Source organism: Rathayibacter sp. VKM Ac-2801 (genome assembly GCF_009834245.1).
Classification (GTDB): domain Bacteria; phylum Actinomycetota; class Actinomycetes; order Actinomycetales; family Microbacteriaceae; genus Rathayibacter.
The window spans coordinates 2,135,567-2,159,548 of the sequence record NZ_CP047183.1 but is presented as its reverse complement, the minus strand read 5'-3'; the positions used below and the strand labels follow the sequence as shown (position 1 = coordinate 2,159,548).

Below are 23,982 nucleotides of genomic sequence, written 5' to 3'. Positions count from 1 at the left end.
GCGTGTCAACACCGTGACGGTCCCGGAGGCTCCGCGTAGCGTCGCTCGCGGGCCGTCCGGCCCCTGAGCGGAGGGACTCCCGATGACTCCAGAGGCCACGACCACGACCGCCCCGCCGCCCCGCTCCCTCTGGCGGGGGGGCGCGGCTCCGATCCCCTCCGACCAGCTCGTCCCGGGCGCGCACTACGACGACGTCGTGGTCGGCGCCGGGCTCACCGGGCTGGTCACCGCGCTCCTGCTGCAGCGGACGGGCCGGCGCGTGCTGGTGCTGGAGGCGCGGGAGGTCGGCGCCGTCACGACCGGGAACACGACGGCGAAGCTCAGCCTCCTGCAGGGAGCGCACCTCTCCCGGATCGCGGAGCGCAACACCCCCGCGGTGACCGAGGCCTACGTCGCGGCGAACCTGGCGGGCTTCCGCTGGCTGCTCGACTACTGCGAGGGCGTGGGCGTGCCGGTCCAGAGGCGCACCGCCTACAGCTACGCGCAGACACCCGCGGGCGTGGACGCCGTCCTGAAGGAGCACGCGACCGCGCGCCGCTTCGGCCTCGCGACCCGCCTCGTCGGTGAGCTCGACGTCCCGTTCCCCAGCACGGCGGCCGTCGCCCTCGACGACCAGGCCCAGTTCGACCCGATGGACGTCCTCACGGCGCTCGCCGCCGACTTCCGCGCCGCCGGGGGCACCCTGGTGCAGGGCGTCCGGGCCCTCGGGATGCGCGCGACCGATCCCGTCCGGATCCGCACCAGCGCGGGTCAGGTGACCGGGGACCGGGCCTACCTGCTCACGGGGGCGCCGATCCTCGACCGAGGCCTGTACTTCGCCAAGCTCGCCGCGCTGCGCTCGTACGCGGTCGCGTTCCGCACCGACGCGCCGATCCCCGACGGCATGTACCTCTCGGTCGACGAGCCGTCCCGCTCCGTGCGCGACGCCGAGCGCGACGGCGAGCGGCTCCTCCTGATCGGCGGCAACGGCCACCCCGTGGGGCGCAGACCCGCCACCTCGGAGGCCGTGGACGACCTGGTCGCCTGGACGCGGCGGTCCTTCCCGGGGGCCGAGCCGGTCGCGCAGTGGAGCGCGCAGGACTACGAGCCGTTCCACCGCGTGCCGTTCGTGGGCTGGCTGCCGCGGGGCCGCGGACGGATCTTCCTGGCGACCGGCTACGACAAGTGGGGGATGACCAACGCGGTCCAGGCCGCGCTGACGCTCGTCGCCGACCTCGAGGGCGAGACGCCGGCGTGGGCGAGGACGCTGCATCGTCGGCCCACGCTGCCGCGGGTGATGGCGGAGGGGCTGGGCGCCGGGCTCGCGGTGGGCGCCTGGTACGCCCGCGGCTGGTCCTCCGCGCTGCGCGCACCCCGCTCGGCCGGGGTGGTGCCGACGGAGGGCCGGGGCTCGCTCGCGCGCGACGGCCTGCAGCCGGTCGCGGTCTCGACCGTCGAGGGGAGGCGCTGCGCCGTGTCGGCGGTGTGCCCGCACCTGGGCGGGATCGTCACCTGGAACGACTCGGAGCGCAGCTGGGACTGCCCGCTGCACGGCTCGCGCTTCGCCGCCGACGGGACGGTGCTGGAGGGACCGGCGGTCGAGCCGCTCGCGCCGCTGGGCTAGGACGGCCGCGGGCCCCGCGGAGTCGATGACCGCCGCCGACCCCGCGGAGCCGGCGGCTCAGTCCTCGTCCGCTCCGGGCTCCGCGACCTCGTCGCCGTCGGCGCCCGAGGCGTCGCCGGTCGTGTGCAGATCGGTGTCGCCCGGGATGCTGAAGTCGCTCAGCGGGTCCAGGGGCTTTTTGTCATCGGTGTCGTCGCTCATGCCTGACACCCTACGAGCGTCCAGCGAGGCGCTGCACCGCGGCGACCGGGATCGACAGCCACTCCGGCCGGTTGCGCGCCTCGTAGATCGCCTCGTAGACGGCCTTGTCGAGCTCGAACGCGTCGAGCACCACCCGGTGCGCGGTGACCGCGTCGCCCGCCCGCTCGGTGTAGCCCTCGAGGAAAGCGGCCCGGCTCGCCGCCGCCCACGCCGCCCTCGAGGCGCCCGGCTCGGCCTGCTCGTGCGCTCCCGCCGCGTAGTCGAAGGAGCGCAGCATCCCGGCCACGTCGCGCAGGGCCACGTCGGGGAGCCGGCGCTCGTGCATGGGCCGCAGCGGCTCGCCCTCGAAGTCGAGGAGCACCCAGCCGCGATCGGGCACGGACAGGACCTGTCCGAGGTGGTAGTCGCCGTGGATGCGCTGCAGCCTCGGCCAGGGCGCGGTCTCGGCGGCGCGGAACACGGCCTCGATCGCCTCGGAGTCCTCCGCGATCACGGGGACCTCGGCCGACGCGATGCGCAGGCGCCGGCGCATGGTCGCGACCATCCGCTCGACGACCTCGGACGTGGTGTCCTCGGTCGGCATGACCTCGGCGAGCGTCGCGTGCACCTCGGCGGTGGCGCGGCCCAGCTCGCGGGCGGGGCCGGTGAAGTCGGAGTCGGCGGCGACCGCCTCGAGGGCGACGCGCCACGCGTCCTGGACGCCGGGGAGGAACTCCTGCGCGAAGGCGAGGTGCCCGAAGGCGCGGCCCGTCTCCTCGCCCTCGTCGTCCCACTCGCCGGTCACGTTGCCGATCACGGGCGGGACGAGGGCGCTCCCCGCGGCGTTGAGCGCCGACTGCACCGTCACGTCCGGGTTGTCGCCGTGGTGGAGGGCGCGGAAGACCTTGACGATGACCGGAGTCGCGTCGGATCCGTCGTCGGCGGTGGTGCGGACGATCACCGAGGTGTTCGACTGCTCGCCGCTGAGCACCTTCGAGGACGCGAACGCTCCGATCAGGGCCCCCGGCTGCCGGTGGCCCTCGGCGCGGGCGCCGCCCTGGGCGCCCTCCTCGTCGGAGCGGCCGCCGTCGGCGATCATCCCGAGCAGGGCGCGTGCGAACACCGGGTCGCGCGGAGCGTCGTACACCCAGTGCGCGTCGTCGGAGTAGACGAGGGCGTCCTCGAGCCCGGCGACCGGAGCTGCGTGGACGGTCACCGGCACCTGGTACAGCACCGGGCTCGTCCCTGCCCGGTCGATGAAGAGGTGGTCCACCACCTCCGCCTCGCCGGGGTGCAGCGACCACGCGCCGCGGACCTCCAGCTCGGGGCGCCGCCCCTTGCTCGCGTACCACCTCTGGTCCGCTACCCATGCGGCGATCCGGTCGATCGACAGGCCTGCGCTCATGCTCTTCCCTCCGTCGGCACCCCGAACCCTACTGGCCGCGGACGACGGGCGGAGGGGCTTGCGGCGGGGCCCTCAGGACAGCTCGAGCATGTCCAGCGTCCAGGCGTACTCGAACGCGATCTCGCGCCAGCGCTCGTAGCGCCCGCTGACTCCGCCGTGACCCGCGGTCATCTCGGTGCGCAGCAGCGCGGGGGCGCCGACCTCGCGGAGCCTGGCCACCCACTTCGCCGGCTCCACGTAGAGCACCCGGGTGTCGTTGAGGCTCGTCGTCGCGAGGATCCGGGGGTACTGCACGCCCTCGCGGACGTTCTCGTAGGGCGAGTACGACTTCATGTAGGCGTAGACCTCGGCGTCGTGCAGCGGGTCGCCCCACTCGTCCCACTCGATCACCGTGAGCGGGAGCGACGGGTCGAGGATCGAGGTGAGCGCGTCGACGAACGGCACCTGCGCGAGGATGCCGGCGAACGCCTCCGGGGCGAGGTTCGCGACCGCGCCCATCAGCAGGCCGCCGGCCGACCCGCCCTGCGCGACCAGGCGGTCGGGAGTGGTGAAGCCCGCGTCGACCAGGTGCCGCGCCGCGGAGACGAAGTCGGTGAAGGTCGTCCGCTTCGCGAGCGTCTTCCCGTTCTCGTACCAGGAGCGGCCCATCTCCCCGCCGCCGCGGACGTGCGCGACGGCGAAGACGACGCCGCGGTCGAGCAGCGAGAGGCGCGCGATCGAGAAGCCAGGGTCGATGCTCGCCTCGTACGAGCCGTAGCCGTAGAGGAGGAGCGGCGCGGGGGCCGAGTCCGGATCGGCGGCGTCCCGGCGCCAGACGAGCGAGAGCGGCACCCGCGTGCCGTCCTCCGCCACGGCCCACTCCCTCCGCTGCACGTAGAGCGCGGGGTCGTAGTCGCCGAGCACCGGCTGCTGCTTGAGCACGGTGCGCTCGCCCGTCGCGACGTCGAGCGCGAGCACGGTCGAGGGGGTGACGAACGAGGTGTAGGCGAGGCGGAGAGAGGGCTGCTCCCACTCCGGATTCCCCGCCAGACCCGCGTCGTAGAGCGGCTCGTCGAAGACGATCTCCTCGAGCCGCGCTCCGGCGTCGTCCTCGCGGAGCAGCCCGAGCCGGGTGGCGCCGTCGGCGCGGTAGGAGACGACGACGTGCCCGGCGAAGGCGTCGACGCCCTCGATCCGGCGGCCCTCGCGGTGCGGCACCACCACGCGGCGCTCGCGGGCGCGGGCGTCGGCGTCGAGCGACAGGTCGGCCGGCTCCTCGACGATCTCGAAGTCGAGCGCGCCGTCGTTGTGCACGATCAGCAGGCGGTCGCGCCCGTCGACGACGGCGTGCTCGACCTCGTACTCCACGCCCTCCCGGCGCGGCCACACCGAGCGGAAGGAGCCCGTCGGGTCGGACGCGTCCAGCAGCAGGCACTCGCTCGTGATCTTGCTGCCGATCTCGATGACGAGGAAGCGGCGGCTGCGGGTGAGTCCCACGCCGATCCAGTACCGCTCGTCGGGCTCGGCGAAGACGACCTCGTCGGGGGTCCCGGCGCCGACCTCGTGCCGCCAGATCGTGTCGGGGCGCCAGGACTCGTCGACGGTCGGGTAGAAGACGAAGCGCGCGTCGGCGCCGAAGGTCGCTCCGCCGCCGGTGCCCTCGATCACATCCGGCAGGTCCTCGCCGGTCTCGAGGTCGCGGATGCGGAGGGTGTACCGCTCGTCGCCCTCGAGGTCGGTGCCGAAGAGCAGCCGATGGCCGTCGGCCGACACGTCGAAGCTGCCGAGCGAGAAGAAGTCGTGCCCCTCCGCCTCCGCGTTGCCGTCGAGGACGACCTGCTCGCCCTCGAGCGGACCGCCCTCGGCGATCGACGGCGGCGTCCAGTCGTCGGGCCCGCTGATCGGCGCCCGGCAGTGCACGGCGTACTGGCGGCCCTCGTAGGAGCGCGAGAAGTACCACCAGGACCCCTCCCGGACGGGGACCGAGAGATCGGTCTCCTTCGTCCGCGACCGGATCTCCTCGAACAGGCGCTCGCGCAGCGGAGCGAGAGGAGCCAGCACCGCCTCGGTGTAGGCATTCTCGGCCTCGAGGTGCGCGATCACCTCGGGGCTCTCCTTCTCGCGCAGCCACTCGTAGTGGTCGACCACCACGTCGCCGTGGTGGCGGCGCTCGAGGGGGACGCGGCGGGCGACGGGCGGAACGGGCGCGGTCATCGCTCCAGCCTAGGGCGAGGGCGCGCCGTGCCGCCCCGGGGTGCCGCAGCGGCGCCGGGCGTGATCACAATGGAGCATGGCCAGCGGTGCGGAGAACGAGTCGGCGACGTCCCGGGCGGGCGGTGCGCGGAGAGTGCAGACCGAGGTCGAGCGCAAGTACGACGTCGACGCCGGCACCCGCCTGCCCGATCTGACCGGCACCGGGAGCGTCGCGAGCGTCCGCACGGAGGACCCGGTGACCCTCCGCGCCGAGTACTTCGACACCGCCGAGCGCGCTCTGTCCCGGGCGCGGATCACGCTGCGCCGCCGCGAGGGCGGAACCGACCAGGGCTGGCACGTCAAGCTGCCCGGCTCGAGCGGCCGCACCGAGATCCACGCGGAGCTCACGGCCTCGCGCACCGTCCCGTCCGCCGTCCGCGAGCCCGTGCTCGGCCAGGTGGGGCGCGCGCCGCTGGAGCCGCTGGCGCTCCTGGAGACTGTCCGCTCGATCACCCGCGCCCTCGACTCCCGCGGGCGGGAGCTCGCCGAGATCGCCGACGACCTGGTGACCGCCCGCGACCAGCGCACCGGCCGAGAGCGGCGCTGGAGGGAGTGGGAGGTCGAGCTCGTCGACGTCCCGGGGGACGAGGGCGAGCGGGTCCTCGACGCGATCGAGCAGCGCCTCCTCGCCGCCGGCGCCCGTCCGGCCGCCAGCGCGTCCAAGCTCGCCCGGGCCACCGGCGGCCCGGTCGTGGAGACGGTCCCGGATCCGCGGAACGGCGGGGAGGCGGCGCTCGCCGCGGTCCGCTCGCTCCTGCGCGAGCTGCGCGCCGTCGATCCGCGGGTGCGCCTCGAGGCCGACGACGCCCTGCACCGGATGCGCGTGCTGACGCGCCGGCTCCGCTGCGTCCTCGCCGCCGCCCGCTCCGTCCTCGACCGCGCGGCGACCGACCCGGTGCGGGACGAGCTGCGCTGGCTGGGCGGCGTCCTCGGCGCGGCCCGCGATCAGGAGGTTCTCGCCGAGCGGTTCCGCGCCTCCCTGGCGGCCGTCGAGGGCGCCCCGAGCATCCCCTCCGCCCTGCTGGAGGGGATCGAGCACCGGCACGCGGCAGCGCTGCGCCGCGTCGACCGCACTCTGCGCGGAGGCCGCTACCTCGCGCTCCTCGCCTCGCTCGACGCCCTCCTCGCGGATCCGCCCCGCACCGCGCGGGCGGGCTCGAGCGCGAAGGCGCTGGTGCGCCGCTCCGTCGCGAAGGACCTCGTGCGCATCTCCGCGGCGGGCTCCGCGGCGGCCGGCGGCTCGCTCGAGGCCCGGCACGACCTGCGGAAGGCGGCGAAGCGGCTCCGCTACACCGTGGAGGCGTGGCGGGCGGTCGTCCCCGAGGCCGTCGGAGCCCGTCGCCGCTCGCTCGCCGAGGCGGGCGAGGACCTCGCCGACGCCCTGGGGGAGGAGCGCGACGCGCTCGCCGCCCGCGCGCTGATCCTGGGGGAGGCCGACCGCAGCGGGGAGGGGGCCTTCGCGCTGGGGGTCGTCGCCGCCGAGGAGCGGCACCGCGCCGAGCGGGCCGCGAAGGCCGCGGAGAAGGTGAGGGACCGTCTGGGGTCGCTCTCGCGCTGACCGTGCGGCCCCGCGGTCGCTGTCAAGCCGACGGCCCGGTCACACAGACGAAATCCACGGCGGATAATGTGAATCATGCCTTCCGTCCGTGCTCTTCCGTCACCGCTCCTGCGCCCGCGCCACTTCGACCGCGACGACGTCGTGGTCCATGCCGGCCTGTTCTCGCTGGTGAACTCGAGTACGACGCCGCGCGCAGCCTGGACCGAGGATCTGATCGCGATCGGCGAGGTCCTGGACGCCGCCGAGTTCCCCTACCGCCTCATCCGCGGCACCGACGGCTCGCCCTTCCTCGCGGTGGACCGCGTGCTCGGCGCCGAGCTGGCGACGCTGCTGGCGCGCGCCTTCGCGACCGAGCCCTTCTACGCGAAGACTGTCGACAAGCGGGGCACCCCGCCGCAGCTCCTGGCCGAGGGCGTGCTCGCGCCGTACCCGCGCGCCTCCGTCTTCAAGCTCTTCCGTCCGCGCGTCTCCTCCACGGGATCGCTGCGCTACGGCGCCCGCAGCGGCGTCCGCCTCGAGCTGTGGAAGGTGGGCGAGGAGGAGATCATCACCCCCGCCGAGAACGCGCTCATGCGCAACAGCCTCCCCGTCGCCGAGGCCATCGACGCCCACGTCGAGGCGTACGGCCGCACCTGGCCGACCTTCGAGGGCATGTTCGAGCCGCTCGTCAGCGACATCCGCTTCGAGGTCGACATCGTCTTCTCGTGGGTCGACGGCACCGACCTGGAGTTCCAGCGCGCCCGTGCGGCCCGCATGGCCAGCTACGTGGTGGGCGAGGGCGACGACGCTCCGGCGCGCTTCCGCCAGATCGACGAGCTCAAGTACGCCCTGCGCAGCGTCTACATGTACGCGCCGTGGATCCGGCACATCTACATCGTCACCGACTCCCCTCGCCCGCGCTGGCTGGACGAGCACCCGGACGTGACGCTCGTGCGCAGCGAGGACCACTTCCGCGACCTCTCGGTGCTGCCGACCCACAACTCGCACGCCGTCGAGAGCCAGCTGCACCGCATCCCGGGGCTGGCAGAGCACTTCCTCTACTCCAACGACGACATGTTCTTCGGGCGGCCCGTCGACCCGTCGATCTTCTTCTCGCCCGGAGGCATCACGAAGTTCATCGAGGCGACGACGCGCATCGGCATGGGCGACTCCAACGCCTCCCGCAGCGGCTTCGAGAACGCGGCTCGCGTCAACCGGCGCCTGCTCCGCGAGCGCTTCGGCGCGATGACGACCCGTCACCTCGAGCACGCCGCCACACCGCTGCGCAAGAGCGTGATGTCCGAGCTCGAAGCGGAGTTCGAGCCGGAGTTCACCGCGACCGCAGCGAGCCGCTTCCGCTCCGCGAGCGACGTCTCCGTCACCAACTCGCTCTACCACTACTACGCCCTGATGACCGGCCGCGCCGTCGTGCAGGAGAACGCCTCGGTGAAGTACGTCGACACGACGATGCACCAGGGCCTGAAGGACATGCGCAAGCTCCTCAAGAACCGCGGAGTCGACTTCTTCTGCCTCAACGACGGCAGCTTCCCCGAGATCTCGGCGGAGGCGCGCACCAAGGCCGTCATCGGGTTCCTCGAGGAGTACTACCCGATCCCGGCTCCGTGGGAGCGCGAGGACTGACCGTGGGCTGGGCTGTCGGGGGAGCGGTGGCCGGGCTGCTGCTCGGCCTGGCGAGCTCGCTCGTGTTCCCGGGTATCGGAGTCGGCGCGGGCGTCGGCGTAGGCATCGCGCTGGCCGCGGCGCTGGCGTTCGCCGGATGGCTGTTCTCGCGGGACCGCGCCGGCGGGCGCTGACCCGTCCGCGGCTCCCGGCAGGAGACGTGCGCCGCGCAGGAGCTTGTGCGATCTGCAGGAGCTCGCGCGATCTGCAGGAGCCGATGCGATCTGCAGGGGTTCGTGCGATTCGCAGGGGATCTCGAGCATCGCGGCTTCCGCAAGCGGAGGAGAACGTTCTCCGGACAGGATCTCCTGCAGATCGCACGCTCTCCGAGCCGGATCTCCTGCAGATCGCACGCTCTCCGAGCCGGATCTCCTGCAGACCGCACATTTTCTCCGGGCCGGACAGCCTGCAGATCACGCGATCGCCTGCAGATCGCACGCCGCAGAAGCCGGGCCCGCCGATCGCGCGCTCCCCCTGCAGATCGCACGGCCGACCAGGCTCGAGCCCGGCAGGCCCTAGGCGCTGACCTCCACCCGCTCCACGAGCGGCGGGTACAGCTCCTCGTCCCGGGCGACCGGTGCCGCCGTCGCCGCGGCGATCTCGACGCCGTGGTCCGCGAGGATCCGCTGCGTCTCGTCCGCCGAGACGTAGGACACCTCGGTCGAGGCGCCTATCGGCACCACCGAGTGCAGCACCGTGCCGTCGTAGACGTGGATCAGGTTGAACGCCTGGGCGCCGTTGCGGGCGCGGGTCGCACCCACCGGCACGTTGAGGTCCTGCGTGTAGCAGGTGGCCGACGCGACCGAGACGGGGATGCCGGCGAACATCGCCGTCGACGAGTAGTGCAGGTGGCCCGCGATGATGCTGCGGACGTCGGAGCCCTCGAGCACCTCCGCGAGGGCGGGCTGATCGCGCAGCTCCACGAGGACCGAGAGGTCGAGCACGCTCGGCACCGGAGGGTGGTGCAGCGCGAGGATCGTGCCGTGCGGGGCCGGGCTGGAGAGCTCCTCCGCCAGCCAGTCGAGCTGCGCGTCCGAGATCTCGCCGTAGTGGGCGCCGGGGACGGTGGAGTCCAGCGCGATGATCCGGAGTCCGTTCACGTCGTGCACGCGGTCGACCGGCTGCGTTGTCGGGAGCTGGTCGAGGAGCTCCGAGCGGAACGCACCGCGGTCGTCGTGGTTGCCCATCACCCAGATCACCTCGGCGCCGAGGCGTGCGGCCGCGGGCTCGACGACGGTGCGCAGCTTCGCGTACGCCTGCGGCTCGCCCTTGTCGGCGAGATCGCCGGTGATGACGATCGCCTCCGGGCGGCCGCCGGACGCCTCCAGCTCGTCGAACAGGAGCCGCAGCTGGGCCTCGCTGTCGACGTCGGAGCCGTACAGGCCGCCGTCTCCGGCGATGAAGTGGGTGTCGCTCAGGTGAAGGATGAAGTGGTTGGGCCGGGGGTACTCGGCCTGGCGGAGGGACATGATCCTCGGGTTCCACGATCGGCGGGAGCCGGATCACGCGACCCGGCGTCGGCACTTGCGGTCTGTCTCAGCGGAGGCGACCCCGCTGGAACCAGTCCATCATCGCGGGGTGAACTCCCGGCCAACACCGGTCGGCGCGTCATCGAACGGTTCTCCCAGGTTGCCGGTCCGTGCGCGGGTCCTCCCGGATCCCGGACGACCGACCCGGATCAGAGCCGGGCGAGCAGTCGCGCGTAGAAGCCGATCGCGCGCTCGAACTGGTCGGCCTCGACCGACTCGTCGACCCCGTGGATCCCGAGCTGCTGCCGCGGGCTGATCTCGAACGGGATGAAGCGGTAGACGTGGTCGCTGATGGCGTGGAAGTGCCGCGCGTCGCTGCCGCCGGTCTGCACGTAGGGGGCGACGACGGCGTCCGGGAACGACTCCTGGACGACCCGGCGCAGCAGGTCGTACGGCCCGCCGTCCCCGGGCTCGCCGGTGGGGGAGACGGGGGAGGGCTCGTGGGCGACCTTCACCTCGACCTCGACCTCGGGGTCGTCGATGACGGCGCGGATGCGCTCGACCACGCCCGCGACGGTGCCGCCGGGATTGATCCGTACGTTCGCGGTGGCGCTGGCGCTGGAGGCGAGGACGTTCGCTCCGGTGCTGCCGCGCAGCTCGGTGATCGCGACCGTGGTCCGCAGCATCGCCGCCGAGCGGTTGGAGTGGGCGGCGAGCGCGCCGATGACGGAGTCCGGGTGCTCGTGCGGGCGGGCGTACCACACGGCGTGGGCCGCGTCCGCGTGGTCGGCCGCCGCGCGCACCAGCTGGGCGATCGGCTCCGGGAGGGTCGAGGGGAACGGGTTCTCGGTCAGGCGGTGGATCGCCCTCGCGAGCCGCTGGGTGGCGAGCAGCCCGGGCGGGGGCGGCGGAGCGGAGGCGTGGCCGCCGACGTCGCGGCAGGTCAGCTCGAGGTTCATGATCCCGCGCTCGGTGACGCCGATCACGGCGATCGGGGTGGTGACGCCGGGCAGGATGCCGCGCCGCACGTTCCCGCCCTCGTCGAGCACGAGGCGGGGGCGGACCCCGCGCGCGCCGAGCAGGGCGACGACCGACGGGGCTCCGTCGCCGGCCGTCTCCTCGTTGTGCGTGGAGAGGAGGTACACGTCGTTCCGGGGCCGCTCGCCCCGCAGGACGGCGGCCTCGACCGCCTCGAGGAGGGCGACGAGGGAGCCCTTGTCGTCGAGGGCGCCGCGCGCCACGACGGAGGTGCGGCCGTCCGCGGCGATGACCGTCTCGGCCGCGAACGGGTCGTGCGACCACTCCGCCGCCGTCACGCTGACCACGTCGTAGTGGGCCATCAGCACGGCCGGCTCGCCCGGCTCCTCGCCGCGCCAGCGCCAGAGGAGGGAGTGCCCGGCGACGGTCTCGAACTCCAGCGCCGCGTGCAGCGCCGGGTAGAGCTCGGCGACGAGCTCGCGGAACGCGTGGAAGCGGCTCCAGTCCGTCGCCGACTCGTCCGAGTGGGACACGGTGTCGACGCGCAGCAGGGCCTGGAAGCGCTCGAGCGCGGTCGTCGTCACCGGGCTAGCCTACGACGGCGGTGCCGGGCCCCCGGCCCGCAGGATCGGAGGTGCGCCGTGGGGCTGCCCGAGGTCTGCGTCGTCTACGTCCTCCGCGACGGCCCGCGGGGTGCGGAGGTGCTCCTCGGCCGGAAGCGCCGGGGACTCGGCGAGGGCCGCGTGGTCGCCCCCGGCGGCAAGCTCGAGCCCGGGGAGTCGCCCGTCGACGCGGCCGTCCGCGAGCTGCAGGAGGAGGCGGGGCTCGTCGCCCTGCCCGCCGACCTGGAGGCGCGCGGCGTGCTCGACTACTCCTTCCCCCACCGGCCGGCGTGGAGCCAGCGCTCGCACGTCTTCCTCTGCCGCCGGACGTCGGGCGACGTCGCCGCGTCCAGCGAGCTCGCGGCCGCGTTCGTCCCGGTCGACGAGGTGCCGTTCGAGCGGATGTGGGATGACGCGCGCCTGTGGCTGCCGGACGTGCTGCGCGGCGGCCCGCCCGTCCGCCTCCGCGTCGAGTTCGGCGCCGACCTCGCGAGCGTGACCTCCTGGGGCCCGGGGGCGGAGCCCGCCGCGGGGTCCTGACGACCCGTGCGAGCACCCGGCGGAACGCCCTCGGGCCGTGCCGGTCCCGCCGCGGGACGCGGGTCCGCCGGACCTGCCGCCGGGGGGCCATCCGCTAGGCTTCCGCTCGGCCGGGGCCCCGCCCATGGCGTCTCTGGACACCACGAAAGGGAAAGAATGACCAGCACGACGGTGATCGAATGGCGTGAGCAGGCTCCTGCCGAGGCAGTGGACGCGCTCGCCGCTCCCGGTGGACTGGTCGTCTGCGCGACCAAGGTCGGCTACATCCTGATGACGACCGACGGTGCGGGCCTCGAGCGCAAGTTCTCGGCCAAGCAGCGCAACCGAAACAAGCCCGGCGTCGTGCTCTGCTCCAGCATCGAGCAGCTCGCCGAGCTCGCGGAGCTCAACGACGAGGTCCTCGCCTTCTATCAGAAGCACTGGGACCAGGACGTCCTGCTCGGCTGCATCCTCCCGTGGAAGGCCGAGGCGGTCGAGCTGATCGACGAGGACGCCCGCGAGCTGGTCCGCGACGGACGCGGCACGAGCTGCTTCGTGATCCGCTTCGGCCGCCCCGCCGAGCAGCTGGTCGCCACCCTGTGGGAGCGCGACCGCACCCTCACCTTCGCCAGCTCGGCGAACCCCTCGGGCGTGGGCAATCGCGGCCGGGTCGCGAACATCGGCGAGCGGATCGAGAACGAGGCCGACATCATCGTCTCGGCCGACTCCTACGTCTCCTCCATCCAGCCCGACAAGGACGAGGACTCCCGCCACGAGCAGGGCGTCATGGTCTCGATGGTGGACGCCTCGGGCGCCCTCATCCCCGTGCAGGGCGGGAAGCGCTCGATCACCCCGGGCCCCGTGCTGATCCGCCGCGGCCTCGACTACGAGCGCATCATGCTCAACCTCGCCGAGCAGTTCGACTCCTGGGACTACCGCCAGGGCGAGTACTACTGATCCGCTAGCGGAACCGCTCGACGGCCGGGCCGGGGCTCACCCCCGACCCGGCCGTCGGCGCACCCGGCGTCAGAGCTCGAGCACGTCGCCGGGCTCGAGCGCGTGGTACTCGCCGCCGCCCTCCCGCACGGCCCAGCCGAGCCGGTCGTGGCCGAGCGCGCGCCCCGCCTCCGAGAGGACCTGCTCGTGGGTCGCGAAGGCGTGCCGCGGCGCGATCTCGAGCACGTAGTCCATCGCCTCGGCGATCTTCATCCACGGCGCTCCCGACGGAGCCGCGAGGACCTCGACGTCGACGCCCTCGGGAACGGTGAACGAGTCGCCGGCGTAGTAGACGCGGCCGTTCACGAGCACGCCCACGTTGTCGATGACGGGGATGCTGCGGTGGATCACCGCGTGGCGGGCGCCGAAGAAGCGCAGCTCGAACGGGCCGACCGTCACCACGTCGCCGTCCGCGACCGTCTCGACGTCGAAGCCCTCGGCGGCGGCGGCGACCCCGGCCGGGCCGAGGATCCGCAGCGACGGGGCCGCGTCGCGCAGGCGCTGCAGCTGATCCGGGGTCCAGTGGTCGGCGTGCTCGTGGGTGAGCACCACGGCGACGGTGCCGGCCGTCCCCTCGACAGGCCGGGTGAAGGACCCGGGATCGATCACCAGGCGGGCGCCGTCCTCCTCGATCAGGACGGCGGCGTGCTCGAGTTTCGTCAGTCTCATGCCCCGAGCCAACCGCCTCGGAGGGCGGCGGGCAAGGCCCGGGCCGCGCGGAGACCGGGTGGGCCGGGCGCTCGATTTGCATCGATGCGGATCCGTGTGCAACACTCTTCGAGTTGCAAAAACGCGGCCCCATCGTTTAGCGGCCTAGGACGTCGCCCTCTCACGGCGGTAACGCGGGTTCAAATCCCGCTGGGGTCACCACGGCAACACGAGAAGAACCCCCGGTCTGACCGGGGGTTCTTCTCGTTTAACGCCCGGGTGCTCGCCACTCGGCACCCGCTCGACACGCTGCGTCGATCGCCCCGGTCCCGCTCTGCCGCCCGGGCGCGGCACCCGGCCGGATCGGCGCTAGGATCGCATCCGCGAAGGGGAGTATCCCGCCTTTCCGCTCCCGTCAGTACGCACCGCCCCTGCGCGGCGCCGGGGGCGGGACGGGTGACGCGGACCGGCACGGCCGTCCGCTCCCCGGGGAGAGACTTTCGGCCCCCACCCACTCGGAAGGCCCTCATGCTCGATCTGCCCGTCTGGTTCGTGATCGGCTCGTTCGTCGTCCTCAGCCTGATCCTCGCCGCCGACCTGCTGCTGGTCTACAAGCGCCCGCACGTGCCGAGCCTGAAGGAGTCCGGCCTCTGGGTCGGCTTCTACGTCACGCTCGCGCTGATCTTCGCGCTGGCGATGCTGATCCTCGGCGGCGGCGAGCTCGCGGGCCAGTTCGTCGCGGGCTGGCTGACCGAGTACAGCCTCTCGATCGACAACCTGTTCGTCTTCGTCATCATCATGGGCCGCTTCGCGGTGCCGGCGAAGCTGCAGCAGGAGGTGCTGATGGTGGGCATCATCATCGCGCTGGTCTTCCGCGGGATCTTCATCCTGCTCGGCGCGCAGCTCATCGAGAGCTTCAGCTGGATCTTCTATCTCTTCGGCGCGTTCCTGGTCTACACGGCCTGGAACCAGGCGTTCGGCAAGGAGGACGAGGACGAGGGCACGGACAACCTGCTCATCCGCCTCCTCCGCAAGCGCGTGAAGATCTCGGACGAGTTCGACGGCTCGAAGATCCGCACGGTGAAGGACGGGAAGAAGTACTTCACGCCGATGCTGATCGTGTTCCTCGCGATCGGCTCCACCGACCTGCTCTTCGCGCTCGACTCGATCCCGGCGATCTTCGGCATCACGGAGAGCCCGTTCATCGTCTTCACCGCGAACATCTTCGCCCTCATGGGGCTCCGCCAGCTCTACTTCCTGCTCGGCGGCCTCATCGACAAGCTCGAGTACCTCAAGTACGGCATCGCGTTCATCCTCGCCTTCATCGGCGTGAAGCTCGTCCTGCACGCCCTGCACGAGAACGACCTGCCCTTCCTCAACGGCGGCGAGCCCGTGCCCGTGTGGGACATCGACACGATCACCTCGCTCGTGGTCATCGTCCTGAGCATGACCGTCGCGACCCTCGCGAGCCTGGCGAAGATGCGCCGCGAGCACCGCCACATCGAGATGCACGACGGGCACCCCGAGGTCGTCTCGGACGACGCCCGCTCGGCCGCCGAGGAGAAGTGACCCCGCGATGACGACCACCACCGTCGACCTGCCCCAGGGGGCGCTGCGGCTCGCCGTCAGCAGCAGCACCGACGTCGGAGCCGTCCGCCGGGTCAATGAGGACTCCCTCCTCGCCGACGAGCTGCTGCTCGCGGTCGCCGACGGCATGGGCGGGCACGCCCGCGGGGACCTCGCGAGTGCCGCGGCGGTCGAGGCCCTGCACGAGAAGCGGCCGACGGCCCTCGGGCCGGTCGACGCGGTGTTCGACCTGGTCGAGGGCGCCAACACGGCGGTGCGCGCGCTGGAGGTGGGCGGTGCGCTCTGCGGCACGACGCTCACGGGGCTGATGCTCGTCCTGCCCGAGCCCTCCGGGCCCGCCCGCTGGGCGCTCTTCAACGTCGGGGACTCCCGCGTCTACCGCTGGGACGGGACGGAGCTCGAGCAGCTGACCGTGGACCACTCGGCCGTGCAGGAGCTCGTGTCGGCGGGCCTGCTCACGCGGGAGTCCGCCGAGTCGCACCCCGACCGCAACATCGTCACCCGCGCCCTGGGCGCCGACGAGGAGGTGGAGACGGACGTCTGGACGCTCCCCGTCGTGCCGCGCGCCAGCTACCTGCTCTGCTCCGACGGGCTCACCAAGGAGCTCTCGGACGAGCGGATCGCGGCGCTGTTCGCGCGCCGCGACTCCGGCGACCCGGCCGACCTCGCCCAGGCGCTGGTGGGCGCGGCGGTGGAGGCCGGAGGGCGGGACAATGTGACCGTCGTCGTCGTCGACGCGGTGCTGGACGCCCGCGCCTGAACCCGGCGACTCCGCGCCGCCGGCTCCCGGGAGCGGGGGAGCGCGGTGCTATTCTCGGTCCATGCTGAGCGGCCCGCACCTCCTTCCGTGCCGCGACGAGACCTCGATCTGACGGCCTCCCTCGTCGCGGTGCCTCGCCCGGCCGAGCAGCGACTCTTGGAGGAGAAGGACCCGTCATGATCGAGAAGTCACCCGGCGCAGCCGCGCCCGCGTCGAGCGGAGCGGATCCCCGCTCCCACGCGGAGCCGATCCGCGCACCGAGGCCCCGCACCCTCGCCGAGAAGGTCTGGGACGACCACGTCGTCGTCAAGGGCGAGAACGGCGCTCCGGACCTCGTCTACATCGACCTCCACCTCCTGCACGAGGTGACGAGCCCCCAGCCGTTCGACGGCCTGCGCGCGGCCGGGCGTCCCCTCCGCCGCCCCGATCTCACCATCGCGACCGAGGACCACAACACGCCGACCCTGCAGATCGGCCGGCCCATCGAGGACCCGACCAGCCGGGCCCAGATCGAGGCGCTGCGCCGGAACGCCGGCGAGTTCGGCGTCCGCCTGCACTCCCTCGGCGACGTGGAGCAGGGCATCGTGCACGTCGTCGGCCCGCAGCTCGGCCTGACGATGCCGGGGATCACCGTCGTCTGCGGCGACTCGCACACCTCCACGCACGGCGCGTTCGGCGCGATCGCCTTCGGCATCGGCACGAGCGAGGTCGAGCACGTGATGGCCACGCAGACGCTGCCGCTGCAGCCCTTCAAGACGATGGCGATCACCGTCGAGGGCACGCTGAAGGAGGGGGTCACGGCGAAGGACGTCATCCTCGCCGTGATCGCCCGCATCGGCACCGGCGGCGGCCAGGGCTACATCCTCGAGTACCGCGGCTCGGCGATCCGGGCGCTCTCGATGGAGGGCCGGATGACGATCTGCAACATGTCGATCGAGGCGGGGGCGCGCGCCGGCATGGTCGCACCCGACGAGACCACGTTCTCGTACCTGCGGGGCCGTCCGCACGCCCCCGAGGGCGAGGACTGGGACGCCGCCGTCGCCTACTGGCGGACGCTGACGAGCGACGAGGGCGCGGTGTTCGACGCCGAGGTCGTGATCGACGCCGACGCGCTCGAGCCGTTCGTCACCTGGGGGACGAACCCGGGCCAGGGCGTCTCGCTCTCGCAGTCCGTCCCCGACCCCGAGGCGATCGACGATCTGAACGAGCGCACCAGCGCCCTGCGCGCGCTCCAGTACATGGCGCTCGAGCCCGGGACGCCGATGAAGGAGATCCCGGTCGACGTCGTCTTCATGGGCTCCTGCACCAACTCGCGGATCGAGGACCTGCGGGCCTTCGCCGCGATCGTCGAGGGGCGCACCAAGGCCCCGGGCGTCCGCGTGATGGTCGTCCCCGGCTCCGCCCGCGTACGGCTCGAGGCGGAGGCCGAGGGCATCGACCGGGTCGTCACGGCGTTCGGGGCGGAGTGGCGCTTCGCCGGCTGCTCGATGTGCCTCGGCATGAACACCGACCAGCTCCTCGAGGGGGAGCGCGTCGCGTCCACCTCCAACCGCAACTTCGAGGGTCGTCAGGGCAAGGGGGCGAAGACCCACCTCGTCTCGCCGCTCGTCGCCGCCGCCACGGCCGTGCGCGGCACGCTCTCGAGCCCCTCCGACCTGGAGCCGGCGCGCGAGAGGGCGGGGGTCTGACCGTGCAGAAGTTCGAGACCGTCACCGCGATCGCGGCGCCCCTGAAGCGCGCCGACGTCGACACCGACCAGATCCTCCCCGGCGTCTACCTCCGCCGCATCACGAAGACCGGATTCGAGGACGCCCTGTTCCACGGCTGGCGCCAGGAGGAGGACTTCGTCCTCAACCAGGAGCGGTACCGCGGCGCGGGCATCCTCGTGGCCGGCCCCGACTTCGGCACGGGCTCCAGCCGCGAGCACGCCGTGTGGGCGCTGCGCGACTACGGCTTCCGGGTCGTGATCTCGCCCCGCTTCGGCGACATCTTCCGCGGCAACGCCGGCAAGCAGGGGCTGCTGGCCGCCGTCGTGTCCGAGGCCGACGTCGAGCGGCTGTGGGACATCATCGAGAGCACCCCGGGAATAGAACCGACGGTCGATCTGGTTGCGCGTACGGTCACCGCCGGTGGCGAGGCCTTCGACTTCGAGATCGACGACTACACTCGATGGCGCCTGATCGAGGGCCTGGACGACATCGGCCTGACCCTGCGCGATGAAGCGCTCATTTCCGAATTCGAGACCCGCCGCGAGAGCTGGCGGCCCAAGACATTGCCGGTGAAATAGCGTGAACACACTTCTTCAGGACGCCAAGGCCCTCCAGGACGCCAAGGCCTCGGGAGCCCGCGTGGGGATGACGACGGAGCGGATCACCATCAAGGGCGGTCGGCCGCTGGTGGGGCGCATCGAGCTCAAGGGAGCGAAGAACCTCGTCACCAAGGCGATGGTCGCGGCGCTCCTCGGCGAGACCGCCTCCACCCTCCGCGACGTGCCCGACATCAGCGACGTCCGCGTCGTCAAGGGCCTCCTCGAGGTGCACGGCGTCAAGGTGAAGCAGGGTGCCGAGGTCGGCGAGCTGATCCTCGACCCCTCCAACGTCGAGTCCGCGCACTTCGCCGACATCGACGCGCACGCCGGCTCCAGCCGCATCCCGATCCTCTTCTGCGGCCCGCTCCTGCACCGCCTGGGCGAGGCGTTCATCCCCGACCTCGGCGGCTGCCGCATCGGCGACCGCCCGATCGACTACCACCTCGAGGTCCTCCGCAACTTCGGCGCGGTCATCGAGAAGCTGCCCTCGGGCATCCGGATGTCGGCCCCCGAGGGCCTGCACGGCGCCAAGGTGTCGCTCCCGTACCCGAGCGTCGGAGCGACCGAGCAGGTGCTCCTGACCGCGGTCCGCGCCTCCGGCATCACGGAGCTCTCGGGCGCGGCGATCGAGCCCGAGATCATGGACCTGATCAACATCCTGCAGAAGATGGGCGCCATCATCTCGGTCGACACCGACCGCGTGATCCGCATCGAGGGCGTGGACCGGCTCACCGGCTACTCCCACCGCGCGCTCTTCGACCGCAACGAGGCGGCCTCCTGGGCGGCCGCGGCCCTCGCGACCGACGGCGACATCTTCGTCGGGGGCGCCCGCCAGCAGGAGATGACCACCTTCCTCAACGTCTTCCGCAAGGTCGGCGGCGCGTTCGAGATCGCCGAGGACGGCATCCGCTTCTACCACCCGGGCGGCGAGCTCAAGCCGGTCATCATCGAGACCGACGTGCACCCCGGCTTCATGACCGACTGGCAGCAGCCGCTGGTCGTGGCGCTCACGAAGGCCAAGGGCGTCTCGATCGTGCACGAGACCGTCTACGAGCAGCGCTTCGGCTTCGTCGACGCGCTCGTCGAGATGGGCGCCACCATCCAGATCCACCGCGAGTGCCTCGGCGGTCAGGCCTGCCGCTTCGGGCAGCGCAACTTCATGCACTCGGCCGTGATCTCGGGCCCGTCGAAGCTGCACGGCGCCGACATCGTCGTGCCGGATCTGCGCGGCGGCTTCTCGCACCTGATCGCGGCGCTCTCGGCCGAGGGCACCTCGACGGTCTCGAACGTCGGCATCATCAGCCGCGGCTACGAGAACTTCCTCACCAAGCTCGAGCTGCTGGGCGCCGACTTCTCGCTCGACGCGTAGCCGCCCGCCGGGACCCCGGTGCCGCGGAGGACGACCGTCCTCAGCGGCCCGGGGTCCTGTCGCGTCCGGGCGCGCCCCACGCGGGCGGTTCCGCGTCCTCGTCCAGGCGTCCCCGGATCCGCTTCTCGAGGAGCGCGAGGGTCATCTCCGGCGCGGGCCTGAGGCCGAGCAGTCCGGGCGACTCGACCAGGACCAGCGTCAGCCGCCCGCGCCGCGTCCCGGCCAGGACGACGTCGAGGGCCTCGCGCGGACGCAGGCCCACCAGGACCCACCGCCGCTCCAGCCGCGCGATCCGCGCCCAGGGCACCACGACGCCCCAGTCGCCGAAGGAGACGGTCAGCCCCCGGCGGCGCGGGACGACCACCGCGTAGGGCCGCAGCGTCGGCAGCGGGAAGCGCGGCTCGATGCGCCGGAGACCCGCACCGAGGCGACCGCGCCCGAGGACGGCGACGCCGCCGGTCGCCTCCGCCTCGACGTGCGCGAGCGGTGCCACCGCCACGCGCCAGAGGGTGTCGACTCCGCCGATCACGAGGGCGACGGCCGCCGAGCCGCCGACGAGGACCGCGAGCGTCAGCAGGAGGCCGGCGCCGAGCGCGGCCGCGTCGCGCTCTGCCTGCGTGGCGAGGAGCACGACTCCCCACACGATCAGGAGCACCAGGCCGGACAGCGCGATCGGTGAGTCGATGAGGCGGCCGAGCGCCCTGCCGACGGCGTCCCACGGCGACGGGCGGCGACGCGGACGGGGCATGCCGGTACCGTACCCGGCGGCCGTGCGCTCCTCCTCCCGCCGCGGGGCCCTCTGCTCCCGGGCGTGGGGACGCGGCGCCTCCGATGCGGGATGCGAGGATGGGCGGGTGTCTGAGCGAAGCCGTCCGTCCATCTTCTGGTTCCTCGCGGCGGCGGTGATCCCCGTGATGACCGCCTCGGTCGACCTGCGGATCCGGAACGCCGACAGGATCCCGAGCACCGGGGCCTTCGTGTTCGCGCCGAACCACTACAGCGAGATCGACCCGATCATCACCGGCTGGACCCTGTGGCGCTCCGGCCGCGCACCGCGCTTCCTCGCCAAGGCCTCGCTGTTCTCGGTGCCCGTGCTCGGGGCGATCCTGCGCAGGTCCGGGCAGATCCCCGTCGAGCGCTCGGGCTCTGTCCGCGGCAGCGAGCCGCTGAAGACCGCGAAGGCTCTCGTGGACGAGGGCCGCTCGGTCATCATCTACCCGGAGGGCACCCTCACCCGCGACCCCGAGCTCTGGCCGATGCGCGGGAAGACGGGAGCGGTGCGGATGGCGCTGCAGTACGGCCTGCCCGTCGTCCCGGTCGCGCACTGGGGCGCGCAGCAGCTGATGGGCCGCTACTCCAAGCGGATCACCCTCTTCCGGCGCAAGCGCGTCGACGTCGTCGTCGGCGACCCCGTCGACCTGTCCGCCTTCCGGGGCCGCAGCCTCGACTCCGCCACCCTCAACGAGGCCTCGGCCGTCGTGATGGCCGCCATCACCGCTCTGCTCGAGGAGCTGCGCGGCGAGACGGCGCCCGAGAAGCGCTGGAACCCCTCCGAGCACAACCAGAAGGGCACGGGTCGCTTTGAGTCCGAGCAGTAGGAAGGCGCCCATCCCCGTGCCGCGCCGCGTCGCCGTCCTCGGCGCCGGCAGCTGGGGCACCACGTTCGCGAAGATCCTCGCCGACGGCGGCTCCGACGTCGTGATGTGGGCGCGCCGTGCCGAGCTGGCCCGCGAGATCACCGAGGCCAAGCGCAACAGCGACTACCTCCCCGGCATCAACCTCCCGCGCAACATCCGGGCCACGCCGCGCATCGAGGAGGCGCTGGAGGGCGCGGACCACGTCTACCTCTCCATCCCGTCGCAGTCGCTGCGGAGCAACCTCGAGGCGATCACGCCGTTCCTCACCGAGCGCACGGTGCTGGTGAGCCTGATGAAGGGCGTCGAGAAGGGCACCGGCCAGCGGATGAGCGAGGTGATCGCGCAGATGCTGCCGGTCTCGCCCGACCGGATCGCCGTCGCCTCCGGGCCCAACCTCGCCCTCGAGATCGCGAAGGAGCAGCCGACCGCGGCGGTCATCGCCTCCGAGAGCCTCGTCACCGCGCAGGAGGTGGCCCTCGCGGCCACCAACCGCTACTTCCGCTCCTACGTGAACACCGACGTGATCGGGACCGAGTTCGGCGGCGTGCTGAAGAACCTCATCGCCGTGGCGATCGGCATCGTCGACGGCGTCGGATACGGCGAGAACACGAAGGCGTCGATCATCACGCGCGGTCTCGCCGAGATGACCGACTTCGCGGTCGCGTACGGCGGACGAGCCGAGACGATGGCCGGGCTCGCCGGGCTCGGCGACCTCATCGCGACGTCGAGCTCGTCGCTCTCGCGCAACAACACGGCCGGGCGCCTGCTCGGCCAGGGCTACAGCTTCACCGACGTGGTGAAGTCGATGCAGCAGACGGCGGAGGGGCTCGCCTCCGTCGCGCCGGTCCTCGAGCTGGCCCGCGCCAGGGGAGTCGACATGCCCATCGTCGAGCAGGTGTCGCAGGTGCTCGCCGGTACGCTCGATCCGAAGGACATCGCGCCGCACCTGACCACGGATTCGGACGAGCCACAGGGTGAGAGGAACCTCGATGACCAGCAAGCTCCGCGTGGCCGTTCTGTTCGGGGGGCGCTCCAGCGAGCACTCGATCAGCTGCGCAACGGCGGCCGGGGTGCTGCGGGCGATCGACCGTGACCGCTTCGAAGTGATCCCCGTCGGGATCACCTCCGACGGCGCGTTCGTGCTCGAGGAGGACCGTCCCGAGAAGTTCGCTCTCGACGCCGCGTCGCTGCCCCGCGTCGAGGACGACGGCTCCCGCGTGCACTGGCCGGAGTCGGCCCTCTCGCGCGAGCTCACCGTGACCTCCGAGGACGGCGCGACGCGCTCGCTCGGCGAGGTCGACGTGGTGCTGCCGATCCTGCACGGCCCGTGGGGCGAGGACGGCACCGTTCAGGGGATGCTCGAGCTCGTCGGGCTGCCCTACGTCGGCTCGGGCGTGCTCGCGTCGGCGCTCGGCATGGACAAGCACTTCACCAAGACGGTCCTGCAGGCCGCGGGCCTCGCGGTGGCGCCCTGGTACACCGTGACCGAGGCGGAGTGGCGCGCCGACCCGGGCGACGCCTCCTCGGCGCTCGACGAGCTGGGCCTGCCCGCGTTCGTGAAGCCGGCGCGGGCCGGCTCGAGCGTGGGCGTCAGCCGGATCGACGAGCGCGAGCAGCTCGAGGCCGCGCTCGAGGAGGCGTTCGCGCACGACTCGCGGGTGCTGATCGAGTCGGGCATCGTCGGCCGCGAGGTCGAGATCGGCGTGCTCGGCGGCCGCCGCGGTGCTCCGGCCCGCGCCTCCGTCGCCGGCGAGGTGGTCGTCACCGGCCGCGGCTTCTACGACTTCGAGGCGAAGTACCTCGGGGCGTCCGGCATCGAGCTGGTCTGCCCGGCCGACCTCACCGGCGGCGAGCTCGCCGAGATGCGGTCCCTCGCGATCCGCGCCTTCGACGCGATCGGAGCCGAGGGCCTGGCCCGGGTCGACTTCTTCCTCACCGCCGACGGCTTCGTCGTCAATGAGATCAACACCATGCCCGGGTTCACGCCGGTCTCGATGTTCCCGCGCATGTGGGGCGCGAGCGGCGTGGACTACCCGGACCTCATCAGCGAGCTGCTCGACTCGGCGCTCGACCGCGTCCCGGTCGCCGCCCGATGACGCCGGCGCTCGCGGTCCGCGTCGAGGCGGGCGCGGCCGCGGCGCCCTTCGAGCAGATCCGCGAGCAGATCACCGCTCTGATCGCCGCGGGCGAGCTGCCGGTCGGCACGCGGCTCCCGCCGGTGCGCGCGCTGGCCGAGACCCTGGGCGTCGCCGCGGGGACGGTCGCCCGGTCGTACCGGGAGCTGGAGTCGGCGGGCCTGGTCGAGACGCGCGGCCGGGCCGGCACCGTCGTGGCAGGCGGAGTCGACGCGCTGGAGCGCGAGCTGCAGGCCGCAGCCGCCGTGTACGCGTCCCGCGCGCGCGAGCTCGGGGCGACGGAGGAGCACGCCCGTCGCGTCGTCGGGCTGGCCCTGGGTCCGGACCGCTGAGGCTC

Annotated in this window: 22 protein-coding genes and 1 tRNA gene; 16 read left to right on the top strand and 7 right to left on the bottom strand. The window is 72.7% G+C overall.

Going from position 1 to position 23,982, the window contains the following annotated elements:
- Positions 1–82: 82 nt before the first annotated feature.
- Positions 83–1,603 (top strand): FAD-dependent oxidoreductase, encoded by a 1,521-nt coding sequence (locus GSU45_RS09965; RefSeq protein ID WP_208543423.1) that lies wholly within the window; start codon positions 83–85, stop codon positions 1,601–1,603.
- A 57-nt stretch (positions 1,604–1,660) separates the two neighbouring features.
- On the opposite strand, the gene GSU45_RS09960 is transcribed toward GSU45_RS09965, so the two are convergent.
- From GSU45_RS09960 to GSU45_RS09950, 3 genes are all read right to left on the bottom strand, one after another.
- Positions 1,661–1,804: a hypothetical protein gene (locus tag GSU45_RS09960; protein WP_159914626.1), complete on the bottom strand. Its 144-nt coding sequence runs from the start codon at positions 1,802–1,804 to the stop codon at positions 1,661–1,663.
- 10 nt (positions 1,805–1,814) lie between these two features.
- Positions 1,815–3,188: a phosphotransferase gene (locus tag GSU45_RS09955; protein WP_159914624.1), complete on the bottom strand. Its 1,374-nt coding sequence runs from the start codon at positions 3,186–3,188 to the stop codon at positions 1,815–1,817.
- Between the two features lie 72 nt (positions 3,189–3,260).
- Positions 3,261–5,381: a S9 family peptidase gene (locus tag GSU45_RS09950; protein ID WP_159914622.1), complete on the bottom strand. Its 2,121-nt coding sequence runs from the start codon at positions 5,379–5,381 to the stop codon at positions 3,261–3,263.
- Between the two features lie 76 nt (positions 5,382–5,457).
- Here GSU45_RS09950 and GSU45_RS09945 point away from each other — a divergent pair, with 76 nt between their 5' ends.
- The 3 genes from GSU45_RS09945 to GSU45_RS09935 all read left to right on the top strand — a co-directional run bounded on the left by GSU45_RS09945 (position 5,458) and on the right by GSU45_RS09935 (position 8,771).
- Positions 5,458–6,978, top strand: coding sequence for a CYTH and CHAD domain-containing protein (locus GSU45_RS09945; protein ID WP_159914620.1), 1,521 nt, complete (start codon positions 5,458–5,460; stop codon positions 6,976–6,978).
- A gap of 75 nt (positions 6,979–7,053) precedes the next feature.
- Entirely contained in the window at positions 7,054–8,598 is a 1,545-nt protein-coding gene (locus GSU45_RS09940; RefSeq protein WP_159914618.1) for a stealth family protein, read from the top strand.
- Between the two features lie 2 nt (positions 8,599–8,600).
- Positions 8,601–8,771 (top strand): hypothetical protein, encoded by a 171-nt coding sequence (locus GSU45_RS09935; RefSeq protein ID WP_159914616.1) that lies wholly within the window; start codon positions 8,601–8,603, stop codon positions 8,769–8,771.
- Between the two features lie 381 nt (positions 8,772–9,152).
- Here GSU45_RS09935 and GSU45_RS09930 read toward each other — a convergent pair whose 3' ends face one another.
- Both GSU45_RS09930 and GSU45_RS09925 read right to left on the bottom strand, forming a co-directional pair.
- Positions 9,153–10,106 (bottom strand): phosphodiesterase, encoded by a 954-nt coding sequence (locus GSU45_RS09930; protein ID WP_159914614.1) that lies wholly within the window; start codon positions 10,104–10,106, stop codon positions 9,153–9,155.
- A gap of 209 nt (positions 10,107–10,315) precedes the next feature.
- Positions 10,316–11,668, bottom strand: a complete 1,353-nt coding sequence (locus tag GSU45_RS09925) for a M20/M25/M40 family metallo-hydrolase (RefSeq protein WP_159914612.1) — start codon at positions 11,666–11,668, stop codon at positions 10,316–10,318.
- Positions 11,669–11,725: 57 nt separating this feature from the next.
- Between GSU45_RS09925 and GSU45_RS09920 the strand changes: the two genes are divergently transcribed.
- Together GSU45_RS09920 and GSU45_RS09915 are read left to right on the top strand one after the other, a co-directional pair.
- Positions 11,726–12,226 carry an 8-oxo-dGTP diphosphatase gene (locus GSU45_RS09920; protein ID WP_159914610.1) on the top strand — a complete coding sequence of 167 codons (501 nt, stop codon included), beginning with the start codon at positions 11,726–11,728 and terminating at the stop codon, positions 12,224–12,226.
- A 156-nt stretch (positions 12,227–12,382) separates the two neighbouring features.
- The gene (locus GSU45_RS09915) at positions 12,383–13,162 is read left to right on the top strand and encodes a Sua5/YciO/YrdC/YwlC family protein (RefSeq protein ID WP_159914608.1); all 780 of its coding nucleotides are present in this window, start codon (positions 12,383–12,385) and stop codon (positions 13,160–13,162) included.
- Between the two features lie 69 nt (positions 13,163–13,231).
- On the opposite strand, the gene GSU45_RS09910 is transcribed toward GSU45_RS09915, so the two are convergent.
- On the bottom strand, positions 13,232–13,870 hold the full coding sequence (locus GSU45_RS09910) for an MBL fold metallo-hydrolase (RefSeq protein WP_159914606.1): 639 nt from the start codon (positions 13,868–13,870) through the stop codon (positions 13,232–13,234).
- A 125-nt stretch (positions 13,871–13,995) separates the two neighbouring features.
- Between GSU45_RS09910 and GSU45_RS09905 the strand changes: the two genes are divergently transcribed.
- From GSU45_RS09905 to murA, 6 genes are all read left to right on the top strand, one after another.
- Positions 13,996–14,071: transfer RNA gene (locus GSU45_RS09905), tRNA-Glu, on the top strand.
- A 306-nt stretch (positions 14,072–14,377) separates the two neighbouring features.
- Positions 14,378–15,418 carry a TerC family protein gene (locus GSU45_RS09900; protein WP_159914604.1) on the top strand — a complete coding sequence of 347 codons (1,041 nt, stop codon included), beginning with the start codon at positions 14,378–14,380 and terminating at the stop codon, positions 15,416–15,418.
- 7 nt (positions 15,419–15,425) lie between these two features.
- Complete coding sequence (locus tag GSU45_RS09895; RefSeq protein WP_159914602.1) at positions 15,426–16,196, top strand: protein phosphatase 2C domain-containing protein; 771 nt, start codon at positions 15,426–15,428, stop codon at positions 16,194–16,196.
- 176 nt (positions 16,197–16,372) lie between these two features.
- Complete coding sequence (gene leuC, locus GSU45_RS09890; RefSeq protein ID WP_159914600.1) at positions 16,373–17,884, top strand: 3-isopropylmalate dehydratase large subunit; 1,512 nt, start codon at positions 16,373–16,375, stop codon at positions 17,882–17,884.
- A 2-nt stretch (positions 17,885–17,886) separates the two neighbouring features.
- A complete protein-coding gene (gene leuD, locus GSU45_RS09885; RefSeq protein WP_159914598.1) occupies positions 17,887–18,483 on the top strand; it encodes a 3-isopropylmalate dehydratase small subunit in 597 nt (198 codons plus the stop codon).
- 67 nt (positions 18,484–18,550) lie between these two features.
- Entirely contained in the window at positions 18,551–19,873 is a 1,323-nt protein-coding gene (murA, locus tag GSU45_RS09880) for a UDP-N-acetylglucosamine 1-carboxyvinyltransferase (RefSeq protein ID WP_167299052.1), read from the top strand.
- Between the two features lie 40 nt (positions 19,874–19,913).
- Here the strand turns inward: murA and GSU45_RS09875 are convergent, their stop codons facing one another.
- Positions 19,914–20,621, bottom strand: a complete 708-nt coding sequence (locus tag GSU45_RS09875; RefSeq protein WP_159914596.1) for a hypothetical protein — start codon at positions 20,619–20,621, stop codon at positions 19,914–19,916.
- A gap of 106 nt (positions 20,622–20,727) precedes the next feature.
- On the opposite strand from GSU45_RS09875, the gene GSU45_RS09870 reads away from it, so the two are divergent.
- Genes GSU45_RS09870 through GSU45_RS17380 form a run of 4 tightly spaced genes read left to right on the top strand, consistent with a single transcriptional unit; the run spans position 20,728 to position 23,977 of the window.
- Positions 20,728–21,471, top strand: a complete 744-nt coding sequence (locus GSU45_RS09870) for a lysophospholipid acyltransferase family protein (protein WP_244248086.1) — start codon at positions 20,728–20,730, stop codon at positions 21,469–21,471.
- Positions 21,472–21,487: 16 nt separating this feature from the next.
- Positions 21,488–22,603, top strand: a complete 1,116-nt coding sequence (locus GSU45_RS09865; protein WP_181067828.1) for an NAD(P)H-dependent glycerol-3-phosphate dehydrogenase — start codon at positions 21,488–21,490, stop codon at positions 22,601–22,603.
- Positions 22,500–23,606, top strand: coding sequence for a D-alanine--D-alanine ligase family protein (locus GSU45_RS09860; RefSeq protein ID WP_159914592.1), 1,107 nt, complete (start codon positions 22,500–22,502; stop codon positions 23,604–23,606). The genes GSU45_RS09865 and GSU45_RS09860 overlap by 104 nt, the downstream gene beginning before the upstream one ends.
- On the top strand, positions 23,603–23,977 hold the full coding sequence (locus tag GSU45_RS17380) for a GntR family transcriptional regulator (RefSeq protein ID WP_159914590.1): 375 nt from the start codon (positions 23,603–23,605) through the stop codon (positions 23,975–23,977). The genes GSU45_RS09860 and GSU45_RS17380 overlap by 4 nt, the downstream gene beginning before the upstream one ends.
- The last annotated feature ends 5 nt before the right edge of the window (positions 23,978–23,982 follow it).

Excerpts from the sequence above, each read along its gene's own strand:
- GSU45_RS09955 (WP_159914624.1), bottom strand. The coding sequence starts at position 3,188 with ATGAGCGCAGGCCTGTCGATCGACCGGATCGCCGCATGGGTAGCGGAC.
- GSU45_RS09950 (WP_159914622.1), bottom strand. The coding sequence starts at position 5,381 with ATGACCGCGCCCGTTCCGCCCGTCGCCCGCCGCGTCCCCCTCGAGCGC.
- GSU45_RS09930 (WP_159914614.1), bottom strand. The coding sequence starts at position 10,106 with ATGTCCCTCCGCCAGGCCGAGTACCCCCGGCCCAACCACTTCATCCTT.
- GSU45_RS09940 (WP_159914618.1), top strand. The coding sequence starts at position 7,054 with ATGCCTTCCGTCCGTGCTCTTCCGTCACCGCTCCTGCGCCCGCGCCAC.
- leuC (WP_159914600.1), top strand. The coding sequence starts at position 16,373 with ATGATCGAGAAGTCACCCGGCGCAGCCGCGCCCGCGTCGAGCGGAGCG.
- murA (WP_167299052.1), top strand. The coding sequence starts at position 18,551 with ATGACGACGGAGCGGATCACCATCAAGGGCGGTCGGCCGCTGGTGGGG.
- GSU45_RS09915 (WP_159914608.1), top strand. The coding sequence starts at position 12,383 with ATGACCAGCACGACGGTGATCGAATGGCGTGAGCAGGCTCCTGCCGAG.
- GSU45_RS09860 (WP_159914592.1), top strand. The coding sequence starts at position 22,500 with ATGACCAGCAAGCTCCGCGTGGCCGTTCTGTTCGGGGGGCGCTCCAGC.
- GSU45_RS09900 (WP_159914604.1), top strand. The coding sequence starts at position 14,378 with ATGCTCGATCTGCCCGTCTGGTTCGTGATCGGCTCGTTCGTCGTCCTC.
- GSU45_RS09965 (WP_208543423.1), top strand. The coding sequence starts at position 83 with ATGACTCCAGAGGCCACGACCACGACCGCCCCGCCGCCCCGCTCCCTC.
- GSU45_RS09910 (WP_159914606.1), bottom strand. The coding sequence starts at position 13,870 with ATGAGACTGACGAAACTCGAGCACGCCGCCGTCCTGATCGAGGAGGAC.
- GSU45_RS17380 (WP_159914590.1), top strand. The coding sequence starts at position 23,603 with ATGACGCCGGCGCTCGCGGTCCGCGTCGAGGCGGGCGCGGCCGCGGCG.
- GSU45_RS09875 (WP_159914596.1), bottom strand. The coding sequence starts at position 20,621 with ATGCCCCGTCCGCGTCGCCGCCCGTCGCCGTGGGACGCCGTCGGCAGG.
- GSU45_RS09960 (WP_159914626.1), bottom strand. The coding sequence starts at position 1,804 with ATGAGCGACGACACCGATGACAAAAAGCCCCTGGACCCGCTGAGCGAC.
- GSU45_RS09895 (WP_159914602.1), top strand. The coding sequence starts at position 15,426 with ATGACGACCACCACCGTCGACCTGCCCCAGGGGGCGCTGCGGCTCGCC.
- GSU45_RS09945 (WP_159914620.1), top strand. The coding sequence starts at position 5,458 with ATGGCCAGCGGTGCGGAGAACGAGTCGGCGACGTCCCGGGCGGGCGGT.